Below are 22,153 nucleotides of genomic sequence, written 5' to 3'. Positions count from 1 at the left end.
CCCGGTGGTCGCAGTTTTGCCTTAAATCTGCTCAATCAAGGCACGAACCTTCCGCATGATCAGGAAGGCGGGGGCCAACCGCCATAAGGCAATTGCCACGCATGCTGCTAGCATCATGAGAAGGACGCTGCCGCCGATCAGGATCGGCAGTACAATGATTGCCAGCAGCACAAAGGCTGCACTATCCAGGCTCAACCAGCCCGCCGTGATGAGTTGCCGCTCCCCGTAGCGATCAATATGCTGGCGCAGGCGGATGGCGATGGGCTCGATGCGCGCCAGGCGCTTGCGCAAATCTTGTTCCTTGGCATCACTGCCGCCGTGGCTGCGCACCCCGGCGAGAATGCGATCGAACTCATCCAGCTCTTCACGCAAAACATCGCAGAATTCATTGCTCATCATCCGGGCGTCTACATGGCGGCGCAAACGCCCCTGAATGAAGCCTGCCGCTTCGGCCAGCGCGTGGAATTCTTCCGCCAGGGTCTCACGCCGTGCCTTTTCTGCGGCCTCAATGCGTGCGGCAGCCTTGCGGGCTTCCGGCAAGAGGGCATCGATCACCAGCAGCATTTCTGCTTCCATGCTGGCTGGGTTACCCAGCTTGGCAAGCCAGGGGGAACTGACGAGCAGCGGTGCCATCTTTGCGCTGATGTGCTGGCGCAAGTGAGCTGTCCATTTGCGGTCATAGCTCAGGGCCAGCAGATTTGGCAGCAAGGCTTGCATGGGTGGGTGTTGCAAGTGCATGTTTCCATACATGGCTTGTTCAAAACGTCGGGGTTCCTGAGGGTCGCCTGCCGTATCAGTCTGCTGGAGTAACTCGATATGCATTTTCCATAGCGCGGCAAACTGGTCGCAGGCGCCATACCAGCGCTCCACCAGTTCTGCCATTTCAACGTTACCGGCTTCAGCGTAGGCCTGTGGGACGCGGGCCTCGTAAATGCGGAACAGCCATTGTGTGGCAGAGGCATCCCCTTTCAGCGCCTGGGCCGCATGGTGCAGGATGGCACGGGGCTCTACGCTCTGCCCGCGCCATACCGGTGGAATGCCGGGGGCCAGGTGCAGGATCAGGCGCAGCAATTGCATGTCCGGCGGCAGCGGGTGCTCATGCTTGTTTTCGATCAGCAATCGTACCGTGTTGTGATCTTTCTGCATATCCCGAAACCATGCCTGCAATTGCCCATTCTGGATATCACTGACACCCGCCTGCCAGTTCCGGGCCAGGGCCACCGCGAGCTGTTCCGGGCTGTGGCAGATATCCGCGCCGATGCGGTAGGAATGCGCGTCCGCAAAGGTGCCATGCTCCACGGGTTCGGTCAGGGTAATGTCATTGGCAAGCCAGCGGGCCAACTCCTCCGCTCCCCAGCGTTGCTTCGGGTTGCGCAGGAGCAGCCCGTGCAGCAACATGCGCAGCCGTATGTCCGCCACTGCGGAAAGGTCCATGCTGCGCGTGCACAGTGCATGCAGGATGACTGTGTCGGATAGCCCTGCAAAGGGGTGTTGCCCCAAGGCGCATTCAAGCAGGATCATGCCCAGCGACCAGTAATCGGCCTTGGTGTCGAGCACCCCGGCGAGGCTCTCCGGCGCGGCATACATCAGGGTGCGGGCCATGCCGGTAAAGCACTGGCTGGCCGCTAGTACCGAGGCGATGCCGAAATCGGTGAGTACCAGATCCAGCGGTGTTTCACTGCGGATCAGGATGTTTTCCGGCTTGATGTCGCGGTGGACGATGTTGTTGGCATGTGTGTCCGCCAGGGCCATGCCCATCTGCTCGATAATCGCCTTGATCTGGCTGGCGGCCATCGGCGTGCCCGGCATGCGCTCGCGCAAGGAGCCGTGGGCACAGTATTCCATGATCTCATAGGCATGGCCTGAGGTCTGCCCGCTGGCCAGCACCTGGATGCAGCTTCGCGGATTGATCTGGGCGAGAAGGGCCTGGATTTCCGGTTTCGGGAGAATGCCAGATCGATACAGCTTGAGCACGACTGGCTGCGCGGTGCCAAGTGCTTCCAGCACAAACAATTCGGCTTCTGCGCCACGCGTGGGCAAGGGGCGTAGAATGCGGTAATGCTCTGCGAGTGAGGCCGGTAACTGGATCAGTGAGGATGTTTCCTCTTCGACGCGTGTTAGTGGTCGATTGCAGTACACACACGTGTCGCCGCCTGCGGGATTGTCTTGTGCGCAGTCCTCATAGGGGCAGCGGATGACCCCGGTTTCTGTGACGGGTGGGGCGATGATGGTGTCTGGAGATGGAGCAGGCTCCATGCATACCAGGTCGACTCCGTTGAGCAGGGTGCCGCATGCACAGCGTAAAACCTGGGGCGCATTGGATTGGCCGCAGCCAGGGCAGATACGGTGGTACTGTGGAGCGCTGCTTGCGGCCATGGACGCTACTGTCTCCAGGATACATCAGAGAAACGCACGCCCTGTTCGGCACAGCGCTTTTCCAGCGCTTCCATGTCGCCCCGGTCCGGGATGCCGATATACCACACGCGTCCTTGCTCCACGCTGGCCTGGATGCGTTTGCCAACGGCATGAGCCGGGGCGTCTACGTACTGTGTGTAGCGTCTGCGCCCACGCGCCGAAAGCAGGACCAGCTTCTGGTTGAGCGAGCCGCGCCACATATTTCCAAGCGGTAGGGCATCGGCATAGGGCTCCGGGATCAGCGCATCCAGTTTGCTCAGGATGCCGTGGTGGCGGCTTTGCAGGGTGGCCAATGGATAACCGCTGTAGCACAGGATGTCAAAATCCAGGCCGGAACGGTTACGCCATTGCAATAATTCGTCGAGCAGTGCAGACAAGGCTTGGGGCTGGTCAAAAGGCTCGCCGCCGGAAATCGTGATGCCGTTGAAACCGTTTTGTGCAACCTGACGGCACCAGTCCAGTAGTTGGTCGATTTCCATTTCACGGTTCGGGTCCGCCTCCCAGGTGTCTTGTGAGATGCAGCCCTTGCAGCGGATGCTGCAGCCTTGCAACCAGATGCCGATGCGGCGACCGGGGCCGAGTACGGTGACGGGAAAGTGTGCCTTGTTGACAGCGATTTTCATGCAGTGCTCAGTCCACTTGCAAGGTCAGGGATATGACCTTGTCTTCTTCTGCAAGCGCGGTGACGACAATGCGGCGCTTGCCTTCGATCTCTTGTGCAAACAGGGCACGCGAGAGCGGGTTGATGAAATTTGATTCCAGCGCATTGCCAATGCCGCGCCCGCCGTTGGAGAGGTCCCGCGTGCAGCGGGCCAACAGATCGCTGCGTATTTCGGCAGGCATGGCCAGTTGCAGATGGAATTCTTCGAAGAGGCGGCGGGCCACGTTTTTGAGCATACCATCAAAGATCCGCTCGGCTACTTCGGGGGAGATGAAATCGAATACGACGATGTTATCCCCAATCCGGTTGAGAATTTCCGGACGCGACAGGCGGAACTTGAAGTAGTCCCCAATCGCTTCGCGCACTCGACTCTCGACGATGTCATACGCATCCCCTGGGCGCACATTCTGGCTGCGCCGCCCCTGTTCATCTTCCACATAGATGCCAAGGTTGGAAGTAAAGATCAAGATGGTTTCCGAGAAATAGGCGGTGTCTCCTCTGCCATCGGTCAGACGCCCGTCTTCGAGAATCTGCAGGAACTTGTCCAGAATACGCGGATGGGCTTTTTCGATCTCATCGAACAGCACGACTGAAAAAGGTTTTTCGCGCACTGCATTGGTGAGTTCCCCGCCTGCATCAAAGCCGATATACCCTGGTGGCGCACCAAGTAGGCGGGCGCTGCTGTGCTCTTCGGCGAACTCGCTCATATCGAAGCGGATGTAGGCGCGTTCGTTGCCGAATACCAATTGGGTCAGTGTTTTCGCCAGTTCCGTTTTACCTACGCCGGTGGGGCCGGCGAAAAACAGCACGCCACGCGGGCGACCGGAGCCGCTGCGAGCCTGGGCACCGGTCAGCCCCATGGTGGAGCGTTTGAGGATGTCCAGCGTCTTGACGACGGCGCAGCGTTGCCCCTTGACGCGATCTTCGATGAAAGACTGTGCGTCGCGGATCTTGGCGCGCAGATAGTCTTTGCGCCAAGGGTTATCCAGTGCGCCGACTTTGTAGCAGCGCACGGCGTCGTCGATGGCGTCGATCCCCAGGTGTTCCCGGCTAGCCAGTTCGGTGATGTCTGAGAGCGCGTTGAGCGTCATGCCCTCTGTGCCATCGGTGAAGTTTTTGATGAACTTGGCGCGGGCTGCCTCGCTGGCATCACTATGCCCATCGAATAGTGCCGCCAATTGGTGGGCGGCGGCCTCGCGGGTTTCGTAATCTGGGCGGGAGACGATAAGGCTGGCGACGCGTTCGCTGTCGAGTGCAAACCATGAGGGAAGATCCTGCGGGCGGTTGACCAGCCACAGGATCGGGTTGAAAAGTGGTATACCACCGTCCTTGGGGACGAGTGCCGAGGCGTTCAACGATAGCTTTTCTGCGGCAATAAAGAAGCGGTGCTCAGCTTCGCTGAGGTGGTCTGCCTGGCGGGTCAGGCGCGAGGCGAAATCCACCAGCAGCGCACAGCGTGCCTCGCGCTGTGCGCTCAGGTTACGCATCACATTGTTGAGCGTTTCCAGGCTGATCTGTTGGGAGCCATTGGCGAGTTTGAGTTCAAACAAGCGTTCGGCCAGCGCTTTGGGCTCCGCTTCGTTGGGATAGACACGCAGCCCATCAACCGGGTCGTAGACCAGCAAGCACCGGTAGCCCTGGGCCTTGAGCGTTTCCCACAAGGCGCGCAGCAGGGGCAGGAGCACCGGCCCACCGGGCTGTGGCACCAGAAAGCTGTCGCGGATGTTGCCAGAGATCACATACTGCGAGCGGATCGCAAGCAGGCGCTCCAAGTCAGCAAGCCAGCGTGGTGCCGTGTTGCTCATTTCATCTCCCGCGCCCGCAGCGCCTGGGCGGGTGTCTGTTCTTCATCGCCCGCAAAATGCGGCAACTTGCTACGCTCGACCAACTGTACCGGCAGGTCGCCCGGTTCCACCCGGCGGGTGACGTTCAGGAGCACTCCCTTGGCTTCCAGCGCCTGCATCAGGGCTGGGAATTCGCTGCACCAGCGGTCTTCGGCCAGATGGTCGCGCACGCTGCGTTCATTATCGCCTTCGTCCACGGCGCGGATCACGTTGAAGTTGGCGCTGTGGCGTTTGAAATCCAGGCGCATCCGCACCATGTAATTGCCCCAGCCCGGGCGCTGGAAGTGCACCATGCCACCTTCCACGTACAAGGTGTGGGCAACCTCTTCCACCTCATAGCCCAGATCCTTGAGCGATTGCTCGATGACGATGGCAGCGGCTTCGTCATATTCGCGCTTCTGTACGGCTTCCAGATGCTGTGCGATGCGCAGGCGCAGTTCGGTTGCCAACAGATCGGCACGCTCACCCGGTGGTGTGGCGTCCAGGGTTTTGGCCAATGTGGCGATGTCGGTCGGGATCTCGCCCAGATGGGCGATGCGCAGCAACAGGCGGGCCGAGGGCAGGGCTTGGAGAGAGATCGGCTGATCCAGGTATTCGGCCAAGGCATCCAGCGCGGCAGTTTCCTGCTCGCTGCGGCAGGCCGCATCGGTGAGCAGGATGCGCTGCAGATCATCTGCCAAGCCTTCCAGGCCACGGATATAGGCGGCGAGCATCGCTGGGTCTTGTTCTGCCGGGCGTTGTGGGCGGGTTTTGGCGAGGCTGTCGCCACGGCCCAGTTGCTCGGCCAAGTTGCCTAAGCGTTCCAGGCGTGCCTCGGCGGCCTGCAGGGAGGCTTCCAGTGCTGCCTGCCCGGTGCTGGCGGCATTGCCCTGGGTAGTGGCCCGGTTCTGTTGCGCATCCTGATGGCTTGCACGCAGCGCCGCCGCCTGCGCATATCCATTGGCAATGGTCTGGGCTGCACGGATGCCCGCTGCGACCAGGACGACGCCTGGTGCAACGGTGATGCCGGTAGTGATGGGGCTGCTCATAGCGGGGCCGACCTGGCTATCCTGATGAAATCAGCACATATCCTAGCGCGGAATGGCTTCCTGTGTGCGACCCCAGGTCAGGCCTGTGGGCCTTTGCCCGCACCAGGAGGTGGCTTGGCGCAGCAGGCCCCGGCGTCGGCCTGCGCGTGGGTGGCCGTGTTGCGCTGGCGCCACGCGCGGAATGCCTGCCACATGTGACGCAGGCGATCTAGCCAAGCGGGGTGAGGGCAATTATCCGCCATGCAGAAAGTTTCCTATTTTTTGTCGCAACTCGCGCTGCAGGCATTGTAACTGCTCTGGCAACTGGCACCACGGCCACAGCTATACAGTTTGGCGCCGCAGGACTGGATGCAGGCATCCCATTTATCCGAGTGCGGCGCGTTTTCCCCTGGCAGCGTGACGTTGCCCCGGCCCCTGCTTTGTGGGCAGGCTTCCAGGTTGAGGGTACGGGCCGGGCTGCCAATCTGTGCCCAGGCGTCGGAATCGATAGGCAAATCCAGCATGACTGCATTGATGCTGTTCTGCTTGCTCAACACGCGCGAGCGGCTCAGGGTATCCAGCGCCCAACAGTCGGCAGCCTGGACCTGCTCGGGCGTGCGTTCGGCGCCCAGTGGTTGCTTGAGGGCAAAGCGGGCGCATTCCTGGGCGAAGAGGAAGAGCCTGGTTTCTGGCAGCAATTGCGGCAGAGCTTTCGGGTTGTAGTAAATAACGAGTTTGTTGTCGTCTTCCAGCGCGGCTTCAGCAAAGCGCCCCAATTCGGGGTCTGCCTGGGCGGGCACGGGTTTTCGGGCTGCATCCACGCAGCCATCGTAACTGAAGGTGGTGCCGGACTCGGCCGCATGGGCAAAGCCGGACAGGGCCAGCACGGCAAACAGGGAGGCGATCCAGCGTAACATGGCGAATTCCCGGAATAGTTTCACGTAAACTACCAATCTAGCCGAAATTCCGAGCCGGGCGAGTAGCGGGCGGATCGGCGGTTGTATAATCTCGCACTTTATCATTCAGACACTTCGCAGAGGTCATTATGGCCGGTCATTCCAAATGGGCCAATATCCAGCACCGTAAAGGGCGTCAGGACGCCAAGCGGGGCAAGGTTTTTACCAAGCTGATCAAGGAAGTCACCGTTGCCGCCAAGCTCGGCGGTGGTGACCTGAACTCCAACCCACGTCTGCGTCTGGCGGTGGATAAGGCCAAGGCCGAATCTATGCCCAAGGACAATATCGAAAACGCCATCAAGCGCGGTACTGGCCAGCTTGAAGGCGTGGTGTACGAAGAAATCCGCTACGAAGGTTATGGTATCGGGGGTGCCGCCGTGATGGTGGACTGCCTGACCGACAACAAGACCCGTACTGTGGCCGACGTGCGTCATGCTTTCTCCAAGTATGGCGGCAACATGGGCACTGATGGCTGTGTGGCCTTCCAGTTCAAGCACTGTGGCACCCTGGTGTTTGCCCCCGGCACGTCGGAAGACGCGCTGATGGAGGCCGCCCTGGAAGCCGGAGCGGAAGACGTGGTGAGCAACGATGACGGTTCCATCGAAGTGATCACCGGGCCGTGGGAATTCACCACTGTCAAGGAAACGCTGGAGAAGGCCGGTTTTACCGCCGAGTTCGGCGAAGTCACCATGAAGCCGCAGAACGAAACCGTACTGGCAGGCGAAGAGGGTGTGCGCATGCAAAAGCTGCTCGATGCGCTTGATAACCTGGACGACGTGCAGGAAGTCTATACCTCGGCAGAAATCGACGAGTAATCGCCTGTTTCTGCTGCGACTGGAAGGCAGGCCGATGTTTGGCCTGCTTTTTTTATTCCATTTCTAAACCAATCCACTCTTTGTCGACTTCGCCTTGCCGTGGGTTGATCACTGTCTGCGGTTTATCTTCGTGATCGAATTGGTTTAGAAACGGAATTACATTTGCCGGAACAGGTGGGCGAACTGGCGGCTGACCGGGAGTTTTTCTGAGCGGCCTTGCAGGCTCAGGTGAATCCGTCCGTTCTCATCGCGTTCTGCGCTGGTGATGCAAGCGGCATTGACGATGGTGCCACGATGCACCTGCCAGAACTGCTGTGGGTCCAGCCCGGTCAATAATTCCCTGAGCGGTATCCGGATCAGTGCCTCTGTTTGGGGGGTTACGACGTTGACATACTTGTCGCTGGCCTCAAAGTAGATCACCTGTTCGACGGGAATCATCTTGACCGAATTACCCACACCAGCACGGATGATGCGCAGGCGCTCCGTGGCGGAGCTTTGCCCCAGCAAGCCTTGCAGGTGCAGGGCAAGCTGGTCAAGCGAGCTGGACTCTGGTTCGGTGAGGCGTTCGCGCAGGCGGGCGATGCAACGCGCCAGTCGCTCCGGCTCCACAGGCTTGAGCAGGTAATCCACGGCTGCAGCTTCAAAGGCGGCCAGCGCGTATTCGTCATATGCCGTTACGAAGACGATCAGCGGTGGCTGGGTGTATTCGCACAGCACCTGGGCAGTTTGCAGGCCATCGCGCACCGGCATGCGCACATCCAGGAAAATGACATCCGGGTGATGGGCGTCCACCATGGCGAGCGCCTCGTCGCCGTGGGCGGCAAAGCCGATGCATTCGGCTTCACACCATTGCTCCTGTAGGTGGGCAGCCAAGGCTCGTGCAAGCAGGGGTTCGTCCTCGGCAATCAGGTAGCGGATAGGCGTCATGCAGATTGCTCCTGCAAACATGTCATCGGTATTGCTATGCGGGCCAGGGTGCCGTGTGGCGAGAGGGGGGCGAGTGTGAGTTGCGCCTTTTTACCATACAGTGCAAGCAGACGTTCGCGGATATTGGCAAGGCCCGTTCCGGTGCCCTGCGTGCTACCGGATTGGGCCAGCCCTATGCCGGTGTCGCTGACTTCGACGATCAGTAGATCGTCCTGACGCTGGACGTGGATACGGATTTCTCCACCTTGCGGAGCAGGTTCGATGCCATGCTTGATCGCGTTTTCCACCAGTGGTTGCAGCAGCATGGGGGCCAGCGGCAGCTCAACGCAATCGGCCGGGCATTCAATATGGGTACGCAGGCGATTGGGGATGCGGGTTTCCATGATCTGCAGGTAGGCCCGCAGCAACTCGCATTCCTCCCCCAAGGTGGTATGCGTATTGCGTGAGTGGATCAGGGCGCTGCGCAGATAGCGGTTGAGGTGACCGAGCAGTTCGCGGGCATGTTTGGGGTCGATGGCGATCAGGGCGTCCAGCGTGGCCAGGGTATTGAACAGGAAGTGGGGTTCCACCTGGGCCTGCAGACCGCGTAGCTGGGCCTCGACCGCGGCACGGGAGGCCTGTTCGGCACGTTGCCGCGCCTCCAGATACCGTGCTTTACCCGCAAAATAGAAAACGCCGAAACACCCGCCCAACAATGAAAAAGTCAAACTATTCCAGAGGTGATCCAGGGTCGGAATGTAGTATTTCACCCCGATCCATACACAGGGTACGATGCTGCCCAAAGCAAATCCGGCAGGGATTCCCAAGAGTACCGAGAGTGCATACCCGAGTGGCGCCTGGAGATGCCAACGCAGGAAAAGACGATGCAATGTAGAGATGCACAGATAAATCGATAAACCGATACTCTGGCTGGTCACCAGGACGACCCCAAGATGGGCCCAGTTCATTGTTACTGCACTATAGGTCAAGCCGATCAACAGGTTGAAAAGTATCAGCGATGGAAGATTGCGTACAAAGCGATGCCAGCTGAACTGATAAAGTGACTCACTGTGTTGGTCGCCCATGATTGTGGTTCTGTTCATCGAGTCTTAGATAGCTTCTATCATTTACCTGGCGGTAGGGCGACAGGTAAAACCTAAAATGGATACTTAACCCAAGCATACAATAAAGAGCGATTCGGCAAATTGCGTGCAATGGCTTCACGGGGGCCATCAAATTGGCGCCAGCCGCCCTCAACGCTCCAAACATCGCCTTGCCAGTTCAGCGACAAAGTTGTGATGCGGCCATGATCGCGCGGTGTATACAACACATCAAGCGCCGGGCTCCAGCGCGCGTCGGTCCATGATACCCGTAGCAGCAGATTATCTTGCTGCAGATTGGTACTGGTCGTCGGCGCAGCCAGATTGGCCACCATCCCACTTTGGGCCGAATGCCCCAGCCACTCAGGCACAGACTGAATGCGTTCGCGCCAACGCCGCCAGTCTGCTGCACTGGGCGCGCGGTTGTCGTGCCAATACTCGGCCAGAACCCCCAACTGATTGTCTCCCGTCCAACTGCCCCCTAACAGGCTTTGCCATCCCCCTTGTCCAACTGTTTGGGCATAGCCCATCCCGTTTTCTTGAAAATGCATGAGCTTCTCTGCGCGCAGCGCCGACGCATGAACCTCGATAGAATCATTTATCACCATTGCCCACGCCATGCCCGCCTCTGCGCCCGTTTGGCGGCCCCAGCGTGTGACGACATGCCAATCGGAACTGCCTTGACGCAAATAGTAACGGACCGCTGCAGCCGCTTCGTTCTGAGCGCTTGCCTGCTGATCTTTGAATGGATTCGCCAATACCATGGACCATGCCGACTCACCTGTGTAGCGTTCGGCCATCGCGACTCTCACGCCTTCAAGGGTCGCGCCATAGAGTACCCGCCGGTTTTCCTGCTGGATCACATCTAGGGGGCGAAAACCCTGGCCGACATCCCAACTGACGATCTTCTTGCCCAGCGTGAAATGCCAGTCCTGCGCCTGCCCGGACCAATACAGCTCATTGAACAGGCTTTGCGTGTTACTGCCGCCAGGGCGGCTTTGGGTCTGGGTGAGTGTGGCCTGGGCTTGCACCGGGCCTGCGCGGCCCTTGAGGGAGAACTCTTCGCGCAGGCTGTCTTTGCCCGCCTGCATGCGTTCCCGTGCTGGGGCGAGCAGACCATTCCGGTTCGAGTTATCGGATTCCGACAGCATGCGCAGGCTGCCTGACCAGTCAAAATTCTCTGCCCAGACTGGTGGAGTAGCGAGAAGCAATGCAATGGGCATTAACAGAACCCGGGCACGAGGGCGCATGCTCAGATCTCCGCCCGGGTCAGGAACATCGGGTTGTACCACTCATCCGGCGCACGCTTGGGTGTGCGCGCAAGGTAACGCACGGTGGTTTCACGGCTCTTTTCGATCTGGTCGAGCAGGATCATCTCCTTGACCTGCCGCCGCCCATCCACCTTGTCGAGCACGAAACGCGCCTGCTTGGCGAGCTTGTCTGACTGCACATACAAATCGGAGCGCACGGGTTCGGCACTCCCCACCGCCAGCCACAGTTCGATCAGTGCATAGGTTACGCCCTTGCGCTGTGAAGTTAATGACAAGTGTGTGCAGCGTGCCTTGCTGCCTTCCTCGCAAGGCTCTTCACCCACAATCTTGCCGTCATAGTCCCCCGCCCAGTTGAGCGTGGCGATGTCTCCGGTGGAGGCGTCGCCGAGCAGTTTCTGGGTCGGGGTGATGCGCATCGGGCGCTGGCTGTTGGGCATGATCAGCCAGAAGTCATCGCCCAGCATCAGCACCTTCTGTCCTTTTTCGGCGGGTGAGCGCATCAATACCAGGGATTGGCGGTTCTCGCGCACCAGCACGAGGTAGTGACGATCCTTGTCAGGATGCCCGTTCTTGCTGACGATGATCTGGGTTTCCACCTGCATCGCTGTCTCACTCAGGCGGTAGGTATCGGCCTTTTTCAAAAGTGCCTGGATGCCCTCGTCGGCATGGGCGAGCGGGAGGATTGTGCAGGCGAGGAAGGCGATCAAGGATTGCTTAAACATGGTTCAAGGCCTCCACGATGGGTTTGCGGGCCGAACGGCGGCTGACGAGTGTGGCGCAAAGGGTTGCCAGCACGACTACGCCAAGAACGACAAGTGCATAGATGAGTGGATTGATCGACACGGATAAGGGGTAGCCGACCGAGCGCCCGGGCGGTGGGGGCATCTGGATGCCCGCGTACAGCAGGATGACTGAGACGATCAGTGCCAGTACGGCCCCAACCAAGGCGCCCGCACCACCCAGCACCGCACCTTCCATGGCAAAGATGCGCGTGAGCTGCTGGGGCAGGGTGCCCAGGGCGCGTAGGGTGCCGATCTCACGGGTGCGTTCGATGATTGACATGCTCATGGCGTTGGCAATCACAAACAGCACGATGATGGCGATGATGCCACCCAGGGCACCGAAAATCCGGTTATACAATTCACGCACGGATTTGTAGAAGAATGCTTGATCGCGCCATGTCTGGGTGGTGAAACCCTTGCCTGCGGTGGCTTCGATGCGTGCACGGTCGTCGTCAGCCAGCTTCATGTCAGAAAGATATACGCCAAGCTGGCTGATTTTTTGGGTGACAAGCATCCTCTGTGCGGTTTCAAGATCGGTGTAGAGGGCGCGTTTGTCATATTCGGGTACGCCGGTTGAAAACGTGCCGCGCACCTGTACGTCAAGTGCGTTCAGTGCTCCATCGGTGGTGGAGGCCAGCAGGGTCAGGCCCGAGCCAGGGTGGACCTTGAGTGTTTTGGCAAGTGCTTCGCCCACCAGGATTTGTGGCGTATCGGATTTGGCAGAGCTGAGCAGGCTGCCTTCCTTCATGTTCAGAAAGGGGCCTTTGATCAGGAACTCGCTATCCGGGTCAATGCCGGTTGCCATCATGATCACCGATTTGTCGCCATTGGAAACCAGCCCAGAGAACTGGATGCGCGGCAGAAGGTAGCGCACATCGGGGTCTGCGAGCAGACGGCTGCGCAGCGCCGGGTAGTTGTCAATGCCATATTGCAATGGCGTATCCTCTTCGTGCTGGAAGTAATCGCTGCGTGCGACGACTAGATGGCCTGCGTCGCGTGCTGCGGATTCGGCCAGACCCTGGTAGGTGTACTCGGCAAAGCCTGCCGCGAGCAGGATGGCGGCGGTGCCCAGTGCGGCGATGAGCAAGGTGGTGGCAGAGCGGCGCCGGTTGCGCAAGGTGTTGAGTACGGCAAATTTGAACCATTTCATGGTACGTGTCCCTTTATGCCGCCACCGCAGGTGCGGCCAGATGGGTGAAGGGCGCATCAGGCAGGATGTACCCATCGCGCATTGCCAGCACACGATCACAGCGCGTGCTCAGGCGATCGTCATGGGTGGCGACCAGGCAGGCGGCGCCTTCGGCGTGGCAGAGTTCGCGGATCAGGGTGATGACCTGATCGGCAGTATGCGAATCGAGATTCGCGGTCGGCTCATCGGCAATCACCAGACGTGGCCATTTGACCAGGGCACGTGCTACGGCCACACGTTGACGCTGCCCGCCGGAGAGGGCGTCGGGGCGCCGTTGTGCCTGTTCGCGCAGACCAACCTTTTCCAGCATCTCGGCCACCCGCCGCTTGCGTTCGCCTGCGTTGATGCCCGCCAGGAACAAGGGGTAATCGATATTGTCGGCTACACTCATCACGGGTACCAGATTGAAGCCCTGGAAAATAAACCCGATGGCATTGCGGCGCAGCAGCGTCCGGCAGGTTTCATCAAGTTGGCTGACGTCCTCGCCATCGAGCAGGTAGCGCCCTGTATCGGGAGTGTCGATCAGCCCGGCGATATTCAGCAAGGTGCTTTTGCCGCTACCCGATGGCCCCGTCAAGGCCAGCATCTCACCAGGGGGTAGGGCCAGACTGGCGTCGCTTAAGGCCTGCACGCGGCCCTCACCCATATTGTATGCTTTACTCATGCCCTGCAGGCTGATGACAGGGGTATGTTCGCTCATTTCCACACCTCCTTCAGCTTGGTTTGGGCGGTTTGGCGCGCAGCCGCATCGCCCGAATTCAAGACTTGCAATTGCTCGATGGTGGAGGCGGGTTGCTTGTCAGCTGTGGCGGTTTTTACGGCCAGCCCGACTACCGCCTGACGGAATCCGGCAGGGGCGGTGAGCAGGTCAGCGTCCGCAAGGATTTGCTGCAATTGCTGGTGCCCGAGCTGGCTGCGTTTGAACATGTCCGGCAAGGCCAGGAAAGTGCTGGCAGCGACCAGACGGGTTTCCAGCGTGACGGGTACGCCGCGTACCAACTGGCGGGTTTGCTCCGGGCTGAGTTGTTGCAGGGCCTTGTCGATGGTGGCCAGCCCGTTTTCGGTGTATTTCAGCTTGTTCCAGGGTAGCCATGCCTGTTTGCCCTGTAGAGACTGGGCTGAACCCAGATAGGCGCGAAACAGCGGATTGGTGGGCTCCTGGCGAGAGAGTTGCTCAAACGCGCTGACCGAGGCCTCCACTTCATCGCCACCCGTGGTACGGGCTTTTTGCAGGTGGGCAACGGCGGCCTTAAAGGCGGTTTCATCAACAGCCTGGGCTTGCTGCATCCCCAAGGGCAAAGCGCAGCACAGGGCGAACAGCAAGGCGATGCGAGATGGCATGGCGTTTCCTTTTTGATGTGAGGAGGAACGCTGCCACTGTAGGACGGGCGGGGCGCCGGGTCAGGCAGGATGAGACGAAGCCTTGTTTTCCCGGCGCGAGTTACGCATGGAGGGGATGAATGGCGTTTAGGCGGATGCCCGGCCGAGCGAATGTGGCATCAGCGGCTGCGCTTGCGCGAGATGTTCCGGCGTGGCAAACCACCGCTGGAGCAGGCGGCAGATGTCTGAATCGAAGCAGCGGGGAGGCTGCCTGGTCAGCAGTTCGCCAAGTTCAGCCTCGGACTCTGCACTACCCAGATGGCACCATTGGTCGAAGACGTGGGTTTGCGCCCGCAGGCTGGCCGGGTCAGATTCGCTCAGCAGGATTGCGCCGGGCCAGGGCCAAGCCCGCAGGCGTAGTGCGGCCAGCGCGGTAGCCAGCCTCAGATCGTGCAGGCGCGGGTTTTCCTTGCCGGTGCACACCCCGTTGCAGCGCCCGAGGTGCACGCCCTGGCAGGCTCCAAAGCCTTGCTCCAGGCCAATGCGGGTGGCGCACAGGCGGTGCTGGCGGGCCAGCTCCTGCAAGGCGGTACGGGCTTCGCGCTCCCCCCGGAAATTGCCAAACACGTCTTGCCAATTGGCCGGGTCGGTCTCCTGCAGATTTTCCAGTGCCAACACCGGGCCGGTTTCCACCTGCCGATGCCAGCGCCAGCCAATTGCCTGGGTGGGCTCTTCATCCTTAAGCTGGCGGGTGAGCGTCAGTTCCCGTAGCTGTGCTCCCAGTTCACCTGCACAGGGCCAGGTTTCCACGTCATGGACACTGGCGGCGAGCTTCTTGGCCTTGGCGTCGGTGCGTGTGGCGGTGAAAATCCCCAGCACCTGCGAGCGCAGATCGCGGGCCCGCCCGATTTGCAGGATCTGCCCGGTCGGCCCCCGGAAGACGTAGGCGCCGGGGCTGGTCGGCAGGGCTTCCAGGTCGCCCTTGGGCAGACGCGGCACGCTGGCCGTGGAATAGGCTTTATCCCAGGCACGTTGCAGGCGCGCGTCGTCCGCACGCAGCAGGGCGTCGCTGAGAAAGCGCCAGACGATCAGCGCGTCATCCAGCGCCCGGTGGCGCGCATCAATGGCATAGCCGTGGCGGGCGATGATGGCATCCAGCCCGTGGCGGCCATGTTCCGGGTCCAGCGCGCGGGAAAATTTGACCGAACACATTACGGGAGCATCCCAGGTTTTGTGTTCAGTCTCGAATGCAGCACGCAGGAAGCCATAGTCAAAACGCGCATTGTGGGCGACAAAAACAGCGTTTTGCAGCTTGGCGTGCACAATGTCGGCCAGATCGCTGAACTTGGGAGCGTCTGCCACCATCTCATCGCTGATGCCGACCAGATTCTGGATGCGGAAGGGGATCGGCATGCCCGGATTGACCAGCGAACTCCACTGCTCAATCAGCTTGCCGTCTTCGGCAATCAGGATGGCGATCTCGGTGATGCGGTCTTTTGCTGGATCAGCCCCGGTCGTCTCCAGGTCAACAATGGCAAGGCGCGGAAACAGCATGGGGCGGTGATCTCGAAGGCAGGCAAAGGCGCCACAGGGCGCCAGCAGGGGTTAATCCGGTTGGTAGGGGTAAGGCTTCTGGGCAACCCGGGATTCGGCGCGAGCCTCCTGGATTTCCGGGCTCTGGGGTTTATCCCACCACAGGGAACGCCCCTTCTGTTGTTCTTCACGCTCTTCGGGGTGTTGTTCCAGCCACTGGTTGATGAACTGGGTGAAGTCGGATGTATAGGCCATGAATCTCTCTTCTGTTAGCGTTTATTGAGTGGTTTGTCGTAATTGCGTTCGCGCACGATCCGCACCACGTCGGTGAGGCGGCGTACCGAGCGCATCACCCGGGCCAGATGCAGGCGGTTTCTGACCTGGATGGTGAAATGGATGATGGAGCTGGGGCTGTGCTCATTTTCCATGTTTACGTTCTGGATGTTGGCTTCCATGTCCGCGATCGCAGCCGCCACGCGGGCCAGAACGCCACGGCGATGATCCACCAGCACCCGGATGCCCACGTCGAACATGCGTTCGGTGGACTCCTCCCATTCTACGTCGACCCAGCGCTCGCGGTCGGAGGAATGGTTGCGGGTGAGCATCGGGCAATCGTTGATGTGCACTTCCAGCCCCTGACCCTTGCGCAGCATGCCTACGATGGGGTCGCCGGGGATGGGGCGACAGCAGCGCGCCATCTGCACCGCCATGCCTTCACCGCCCTGGATCAGGATAGGCACCATCGGGCGGGGCTTGGTATTGGGCTCTTCACCACTGGCCGTATTGCGTTCATGCTGCAGGTCCGACAAGCGCCGTGCAACCATCGCGGCCAAACGTTTGCCCAGGCCGATATCGGTGTAGATGTCGTCCCGGCTGCGCACGCTCAATTCACGCAGGAAGCGATCCCAGGCCGAGGCGCCGATATCCGGCAGGCTGGTGCCAACTTGCCGCAAGGCTTGGGAGAGCAAGCGCTCGCCAAGCTGGGTGGCTTCCTCCTGCTGTACGGTCTTGAGGAAGTGGCGGATCTCCGCCCGGGCCTTACCGGTGCGCACATACGACAGCCACGCCGGGTTCGGGTGGGCGTGTTGGGCGACCGTAATGTCCACCTGATCGCCGTTTTTGAGTTCTGTGCGCAATGGGCGCAGTTCGCCATTGATCCGGCAGGCCACGCAACGGTTGCCCACATCGGTGTGCACGGCGTAGGCAAAATCGACAGCGGTGGCGCCACGTGGCAGGTTCAGAATCTTGCCCTTGGGCGTGAATACGAACACGTCGCCAGGGAAAAGATCGATCTTGACGTGTTCCAGAAATTCCGAGGAATCCCCGGAGGTGGACTGCAGCTCCAGTAGGGATTGCAGCCAGTTGTGCGTTTTGCGTTGCAGGTCGGACAGCGACTGGGCCGTGTCGTCTTTGTAGAGCCAATGGGAGGCGACGCCCGATTCAGCCACCGCATGCATCTCCTGCGTGCGGATCTGCACTTCCACCGGCATGCCTTGTGGGCCAATCACCGTGGTATGCAGCGACTGGTAGCCGTTGGCCTTGGGCAACGCGATGTAATCCTTGAACTTGCCGGGTACGGGCTTGAACAGCTCGTGCAAAGCCCCCAGGGCGAGGTAACAGCCGGAGGTGTCTTTGACGAGGATGCGAAAACCGTAGATATCCAGCACCTGCTCAAATGACAGGTGCTTCTCCACCATTTTGCGGTAAATCCCGAAGAGGTGCTTTTCGCGCCCGTATACCTCGGCATCCACGCCCCATGAAGGCAGGCGCTCACGCATGGTGTTCATGAGCCGGGTGACCATCTCGCGGCGGTCCCCCCGCACTTCGCGCAGAGCCTTGCCCAGCACGCGGAAGCGCATCGGGTAGGTGTTCTTGAACGAGAGTTCCTGCAACTCCCGGAACAGCGTATTCAGCCCCAGGCGATTGGCAATCGGGGCGAAGATTTCCAGCGTCTCCCGTGCGATGCGACGGCGCTTGTCGGGCCGCACAGCATCCAGGGTGCGCATGTTGTGCAGGCGATCTGCCAACTTGATGAGGATGACGCGCACATCTCGCGCCATGGCCAGGAACATCTTGCGGTAGTTCTCTGCCTGGGCTTCCTGATAGGTCTTGAATTCGATGCGGTCGAGCTTGGAGACGCCATCGACCAGTTCGGCTGCTGTTTTGCCGAATTGCGCTGCGATGTCTGCCTTGGTGACATCGCTGTCTTCCATCACATCATGGAGCAGGCCCGCGATCAGGGCCTGTGCGTCCAGATGCCACTGTGCGAGAATTTCCGCCACTGCCAAGGGGTGCGACACATAGGGCTCACCGCTGATGCGGAACTGCCCCGTGTGGGCACGCAAGGCAAGCCGAAAGGCCTGCTCAAGCCGGATCAGGTCATCTGGCTTGATGTAGCGCTCCGCCTGACTATACAGGCGGGCAAACTCCACTTCTTCGTCAAATTCGGCCAGGAAACCGTGGGAAACCGGTTCCGGCGGCACGACCACCCCCCCTTCCACACGCAGCAAGGCTGCTGCTGTGTTGTGATTGGCGGGGGCAAACGAAGCTGCTGCTGGCTTGGGCTCCATTTAGCGACTCCCGAAGCGTATCCAAGCCCGCTGCATACAATCAGCCCTGGGTGCGGGTCAGCACTTCCAGGCCGATTTTGCCGGCTGCGATTTCGCGCAGGGCAATCACGGTGGGCTTGTCACGATCACCATCCACCAGCGGCGTGCTGCCAGCACTGATCTGGCGGGCGCGATAAGTCGCGGCCAGGGTCAGCTGGAAGCGGTTCGGGATGCGTGGCAGGCAGTCATCTACAGTAATACGGGCCATTTGGATTCCTTGTTTCTTCAGACAGCAGGGAGAAAAACTTCCGGATTGCGACGGCGGACAAGAGGCGTGCGCAGGCGTGCCGCTTGGACGGTGGCACACAAGTCATCGAGTGCCCGTTGCAAGTCTTTGTTAATTATAACGTAACCAAACTGGTCTACCTGCCTCATTTCATCACATGCGGCGGCAAGACGTTTCTTGATCACCTCTTCGCTGTCTGTGCCACGGCCGCGAAGCCGCTGCTCCAGGGCTTCAAAGCTGGGCGGCATGATGTAGATCCCCACTGCATCGGGGAAAATTTTGCGCACCTGGGCCGCCCCCTGCCAGTCGATTTCCAGCAGCACGTCCTGCCCTGCCTGCATCTGCTCTTCCAGCCACAGGCGGGAACTGGCGTAATAGTTGCCATGCACCAGCGCCCACTCAATGAATTCGCCTCGGTCGCGGCGGGCCAGGAAATCCTCGGGGGTGGTGAAGTGATACGCCACCCCGTTGACTTCCCCTTCGCGCGGCGCACGGGTGGTGTAGGACACGGACAGGCGCACGCCGGGGTCTCGCGCAAGAAGCCCTTTTACAAGGGTGGTCTTTCCTGCGCCAGACGGGGCGGCAACGATAAAGAGAGAACCAGACATGATGAAAGCCAGCTAAAAAGGTTGATTACTCCAGGTTTTGAACCTGTTCGCGCATTTGTTCAATGTAGACCTTGAGGTCGACCGAGATATCCGTCAATTGGGGCGCGACGGCTTTGGAGCCCAGGGTGTTGGCTTCGCGGTTGAGTTCCTGCATGAGGAAGTCCAGTCGCTTGCCTACCGCCCCCCCTTTGTTGAGGATGCGTTCGACTTCGTCGAGGTGGGTTTGCAGGCGGGTGATTTCTTCGGCAATGTCTGCGCGCTGGGCAAACAGGGTGACTTCCTGGCGGATGCGGTCTTCGTCGAGCGTGGCGACGGCTTCGCGCAGGCGCAGGGTGAGGCGTTCGCGGTAGTCGGCAATCGCAGTGGGAATCAGGGGGGCTGCGGCGGCGACGCGTTCGCGCATCAGGGTGATGCGCTCGCGCAGCATGTCGGCGAGCTTGGCGCCCTCTCGGGCACGTGAGGCGCGGAAGTCAACCAGGGCTTCCCGGGCCAACGCCTGGACGGCGGCGAGCAGGGCTTCCGGGTCGGGCGACTGCTCGGCCAGAATGCCTGGCCAACGCAGGATTTCATTGACGCTCAGCGGGGCCGCATCAGGGGTGGTGGCGCGGATCTGGTCTTGCACCACGTTCAATTGCTCCAGAAGCTGGGCATTGATGTTCAGACTGTTGTTTTGTGCATGAGCCGCCTGTAAGCCTAGGCGACATTCGACCTTGCCTCGTGTTACGCTGGCGTTAATCAGCTCGCGTATGGCTGGCTCGGTGAAACGCAAGTCTTCAAAGATGCGGAAGGACAGATCGAGGTAGCGGGAATTGACGCTGCGCAGCTCGATCTGCATGGATGCACCCCCAACTTCACGGGTGAGGGTTGCGTAACCGGTCATGCTTAATACCATTGGAATCCTTCCTGCTGGATGCGGCCTTGTAATTCGGGCCTTTACACCTGTGGAACAAAGCCGGACAATCTCACGGCTAGTGGATCATAACGCCCGACTACATGGCCTCTCAAGTTAATTCGCCTCTGCCGCCTGGGTTTCAGCTCGAGCAATATCGCATCGAGCAGCAACTCAGCCTGGGTGGTTTCTCCATCGTCTATCTGGCGACGGACGCTGAAGCACGCCCTGTGGCGATCAAGGAATACCTGCCAAATTCGCTGGCCTTGCGCAAGGCGGGCGAGATTGAACCGCAGATTACAGAGGAGCATCAGGCTGCATTCCGTTACGGGATGAAGTGCTTCTTTGAAGAAGGGCGGTCCTTGGCCAAGCTGATGCACCCCAATGTGGTACGGGTGCTCAACTTTTTCCGTGCCAACAATACAGTGTACATGGTCATGCAGTTCGAGCGTGGTCGCACCTTGCAGGACTTCATCCAGCGCAACAAGGGCCACATCAAGGAGCGTTTCATCCGTGGCGTGTTCACTCGGCTCCTCAATGGCTTGCGTGAGGTGCACGCCCACAAGTTGCTGCACCTGGATATCAAGCCGTCAAATATCTACCTGCGCAATGATGGTGCCCCGGTGCTGCTGGATTTCGGGGCTGCACGCCAGACTCTTGCGCAAGACACCCCTATGCTCAAACCCATGTATACGCCGGGGTTTGCGCCACCAGAACAGTTTCAGGACCGCGAGCATCTGGGGCCCTGGAGCGATATCTATAGCATTGGCGCGGCGATGTATGCCTGCTTGGCGGGCTGCCCGCCGCAGCGTTCGGATGAGCGCCTGAAAAAAGACCAGATGGAACCGGCTACCAAGCGTTGGTCGGGGGACTATTCCCCCCATCTGCTTGAAACCATCGATTGGTGCCTCAATCTGGACCCCTTGGCGCGGCCGCAGAGTGTGTATGCCTTGCAAAAGGCGCTGCTGACGCGCGCGCGCCACGTTCCCAACAAGACGCCGGCTTCTCTGCTCGAACGAGTGGGTAACCGGCTCCGTGCTTTGATTGGCAGATCATGAAGTTCACCATCTACCAGGAAAGTCGGCCGGGGGCCCGGCCTAACAATCAAGACCGCGTGGCCTATAGCTATACGCGTGATGCGCTGTTGATGGTGATCGCCGATGGCATGGGCGGTCACTTGCATGGCGAGATTGCCGCGCAGATCGCCGTGCAATACATCACCGAGGCTTTCCAGCGCAGCGCAACCCCACAGGTGCATGACGAGTTGCTGTTCCTGTCGCGCAGCCTGGGCAATGCCCACGCCGCGATTCAGGATTACGCCTTTGACAAGAACCTGCCGGAAGCTCCGCGCACCACCATCGTGGCCTGTCTGGTGCAAAACAGCGTGGCCTTCTGGGCGCACGCTGGGGATTCGCGCCTGTATCTGGTTCGCCGTGGCCGTACCATCCAGCAGACCAAGGATCATTCCCGTTTGCAGATGATGCTGGATCAAGGTTTGATCGATGAAGAGGCAGCGTTGCATCACCCCGCGCGGAACCGGATTTTTAGTTGCCTGGGGGGATCGCATTCGCCGCAGATCGAGTTCTCGTCGCCGGTGCCCTTGTTCGCCAATGACCTGATTGCGATGTGTACCGACGGGGTGTGGGGTAATCTGGCGCCTGATGAGGTGGCCGAGCGCCTGGCCGAAGGCGACGTGCTGGAGACTTCACCGCGCCTGTTGGATCGTGCCGAGGCCAATGGCGCGCTGACCTGCGACAACCTGTCGATCCTGACCATGCGTTGGCATGATGATTATGTGATGGAGCAGGCCTCTGCCATTTCCACCGAAGGCATGCCCGTGGATGGCATCACGACCAAGATGGAAGGGTTCGCCCGGCATCGCCCGCCAGAGGGCGGCAATCTGTCGGACGCGGATATCGAGTCGGCCATCACCGAGATCAACATGGCGATCAAGAAATACTCCCGCTTTGATCCGGGCAAGTAAGCCGGTTCTACGCCACCCATTCCATGCGCCGTGCTCTA

At 60.1% G+C, this 22,153-nt stretch carries 22 protein-coding genes; 3 read left to right on the top strand and 19 right to left on the bottom strand.

The features are described 5' to 3' along the window. Positions 1 to 21: 21 nt before the first annotated feature. The 6 genes from B145_RS0123485 to B145_RS26865 form a co-directional block, all read right to left on the bottom strand. Positions 22 to 2,376: a protein kinase domain-containing protein gene (locus B145_RS0123485; protein ID WP_018610706.1), complete on the bottom strand. Its 2,355-nt coding sequence runs from the start codon at positions 2,374 to 2,376 to the stop codon at positions 22 to 24. 5 nt (positions 2,377 to 2,381) lie between these two features. Then, positions 2,382 to 3,038 carry a 4Fe-4S single cluster domain-containing protein gene (locus B145_RS0123480; RefSeq protein WP_018610705.1) on the bottom strand — a complete coding sequence of 219 codons (657 nt, stop codon included), beginning with the start codon at positions 3,036 to 3,038 and terminating at the stop codon, positions 2,382 to 2,384. Positions 3,039 to 3,045: 7 nt separating this feature from the next. Continuing rightward, positions 3,046 to 4,881, bottom strand: coding sequence for an AAA family ATPase (locus B145_RS0123475; RefSeq protein ID WP_018610704.1), 1,836 nt, complete (start codon positions 4,879 to 4,881; stop codon positions 3,046 to 3,048). After that, on the bottom strand, positions 4,878 to 5,948 hold the full coding sequence (locus B145_RS0123470; RefSeq protein WP_018610702.1) for a hypothetical protein: 1,071 nt from the start codon (positions 5,946 to 5,948) through the stop codon (positions 4,878 to 4,880). The genes B145_RS0123475 and B145_RS0123470 overlap by 4 nt, the downstream gene beginning before the upstream one ends. A 77-nt stretch (positions 5,949 to 6,025) precedes the next feature. Continuing rightward, entirely contained in the window at positions 6,026 to 6,190 is a 165-nt protein-coding gene (locus B145_RS28920) for a hypothetical protein (protein ID WP_018610701.1), read from the bottom strand. A gap of 12 nt (positions 6,191 to 6,202) precedes the next feature. Beyond that, positions 6,203 to 6,844, bottom strand: a complete 642-nt coding sequence (locus B145_RS26865; protein WP_018610699.1) for a hypothetical protein — start codon at positions 6,842 to 6,844, stop codon at positions 6,203 to 6,205. Positions 6,845 to 6,972: 128 nt separating this feature from the next. Here B145_RS26865 and B145_RS0123455 point away from each other — a divergent pair, with 128 nt between their 5' ends. Next, the gene (locus tag B145_RS0123455) at positions 6,973 to 7,698 is read left to right on the top strand and encodes a YebC/PmpR family DNA-binding transcriptional regulator (protein ID WP_018610697.1); all 726 of its coding nucleotides are present in this window, start codon (positions 6,973 to 6,975) and stop codon (positions 7,696 to 7,698) included. 156 nt (positions 7,699 to 7,854) lie between these two features. Here B145_RS0123455 and B145_RS0123450 read toward each other — a convergent pair whose 3' ends face one another. The 13 genes from B145_RS0123450 to B145_RS0123390 form a co-directional block, all read right to left on the bottom strand. Further along, entirely contained in the window at positions 7,855 to 8,625 is a 771-nt protein-coding gene (locus B145_RS0123450; protein ID WP_018610695.1) for a LytR/AlgR family response regulator transcription factor, read from the bottom strand. Beyond that, positions 8,622 to 9,689 carry a sensor histidine kinase gene (locus tag B145_RS27935; protein ID WP_169558570.1) on the bottom strand — a complete coding sequence of 356 codons (1,068 nt, stop codon included), beginning with the start codon at positions 9,687 to 9,689 and terminating at the stop codon, positions 8,622 to 8,624. Before B145_RS27935 ends, B145_RS0123450 begins: the two co-directional genes overlap by 4 nt. Before the next feature lie 71 nt (positions 9,690 to 9,760). Next, entirely contained in the window at positions 9,761 to 10,954 is a 1,194-nt protein-coding gene (locus B145_RS0123440) for a hypothetical protein (RefSeq protein WP_033407998.1), read from the bottom strand. Between the two features lie 2 nt (positions 10,955 to 10,956). Further along, a complete protein-coding gene (locus B145_RS0123435) occupies positions 10,957 to 11,697 on the bottom strand; it encodes an outer membrane lipoprotein-sorting protein (protein WP_018610689.1) in 741 nt (246 codons plus the stop codon). Beyond that, a complete protein-coding gene (locus tag B145_RS0123430; protein ID WP_018610687.1) occupies positions 11,690 to 12,907 on the bottom strand; it encodes an ABC transporter permease in 1,218 nt (405 codons plus the stop codon). Before B145_RS0123430 ends, B145_RS0123435 begins: the two co-directional genes overlap by 8 nt. Before the next feature lie 13 nt (positions 12,908 to 12,920). After that, positions 12,921 to 13,646 carry an ABC transporter ATP-binding protein gene (locus tag B145_RS26855; protein WP_018610685.1) on the bottom strand — a complete coding sequence of 242 codons (726 nt, stop codon included), beginning with the start codon at positions 13,644 to 13,646 and terminating at the stop codon, positions 12,921 to 12,923. Continuing rightward, positions 13,643 to 14,287 carry a hypothetical protein gene (locus B145_RS27930; RefSeq protein ID WP_018610682.1) on the bottom strand — a complete coding sequence of 215 codons (645 nt, stop codon included), beginning with the start codon at positions 14,285 to 14,287 and terminating at the stop codon, positions 13,643 to 13,645. The genes B145_RS26855 and B145_RS27930 overlap by 4 nt, the downstream gene beginning before the upstream one ends. Positions 14,288 to 14,413: 126 nt before the next feature. Beyond that, entirely contained in the window at positions 14,414 to 15,820 is a 1,407-nt protein-coding gene (locus B145_RS0123415; protein ID WP_018610681.1) for an exonuclease domain-containing protein, read from the bottom strand. A 51-nt stretch (positions 15,821 to 15,871) separates the two neighbouring features. Then, positions 15,872 to 16,054, bottom strand: coding sequence for a DUF3460 family protein (locus tag B145_RS0123410; RefSeq protein ID WP_018610679.1), 183 nt, complete (start codon positions 16,052 to 16,054; stop codon positions 15,872 to 15,874). 14 nt (positions 16,055 to 16,068) lie between these two features. Further along, positions 16,069 to 18,369: a RelA/SpoT family protein gene (locus B145_RS0123405; protein WP_018610677.1), complete on the bottom strand. Its 2,301-nt coding sequence runs from the start codon at positions 18,367 to 18,369 to the stop codon at positions 16,069 to 16,071. Positions 18,370 to 18,409: 40 nt separating this feature from the next. Further along, positions 18,410 to 18,616, bottom strand: a complete 207-nt coding sequence (rpoZ, locus tag B145_RS0123400; protein WP_018610676.1) for a DNA-directed RNA polymerase subunit omega — start codon at positions 18,614 to 18,616, stop codon at positions 18,410 to 18,412. 17 nt (positions 18,617 to 18,633) lie between these two features. Continuing rightward, on the bottom strand, positions 18,634 to 19,242 hold the full coding sequence (gmk, locus tag B145_RS0123395) for a guanylate kinase (RefSeq protein ID WP_018610674.1): 609 nt from the start codon (positions 19,240 to 19,242) through the stop codon (positions 18,634 to 18,636). Positions 19,243 to 19,267: 25 nt separating this feature from the next. Continuing rightward, on the bottom strand, positions 19,268 to 20,134 hold the full coding sequence (locus B145_RS0123390) for a YicC/YloC family endoribonuclease (RefSeq protein WP_018610672.1): 867 nt from the start codon (positions 20,132 to 20,134) through the stop codon (positions 19,268 to 19,270). A gap of 101 nt (positions 20,135 to 20,235) precedes the next feature. Here B145_RS0123390 and B145_RS0123385 point away from each other — a divergent pair, with 101 nt between their 5' ends. After that, positions 20,236 to 21,189 carry a serine/threonine protein kinase gene (locus tag B145_RS0123385; protein ID WP_018610669.1) on the top strand — a complete coding sequence of 318 codons (954 nt, stop codon included), beginning with the start codon at positions 20,236 to 20,238 and terminating at the stop codon, positions 21,187 to 21,189. Continuing rightward, positions 21,186 to 22,115 carry a PP2C family protein-serine/threonine phosphatase gene (locus tag B145_RS0123380; protein WP_018610668.1) on the top strand — a complete coding sequence of 310 codons (930 nt, stop codon included), beginning with the start codon at positions 21,186 to 21,188 and terminating at the stop codon, positions 22,113 to 22,115. Before B145_RS0123385 ends, B145_RS0123380 begins: the two co-directional genes overlap by 4 nt. Positions 22,116 to 22,153: the final 38 nt, after the last annotated feature.

The sequence above is a fragment of the Uliginosibacterium gangwonense DSM 18521 genome (genome assembly GCF_000373965.1).
Lineage (GTDB): Bacteria > Pseudomonadota > Gammaproteobacteria > Burkholderiales > Rhodocyclaceae > Uliginosibacterium > Uliginosibacterium gangwonense.
The sequence above is the reverse complement of the archived record's forward strand: the minus strand, read 5'-3'. Positions and strand labels throughout refer to the sequence as shown.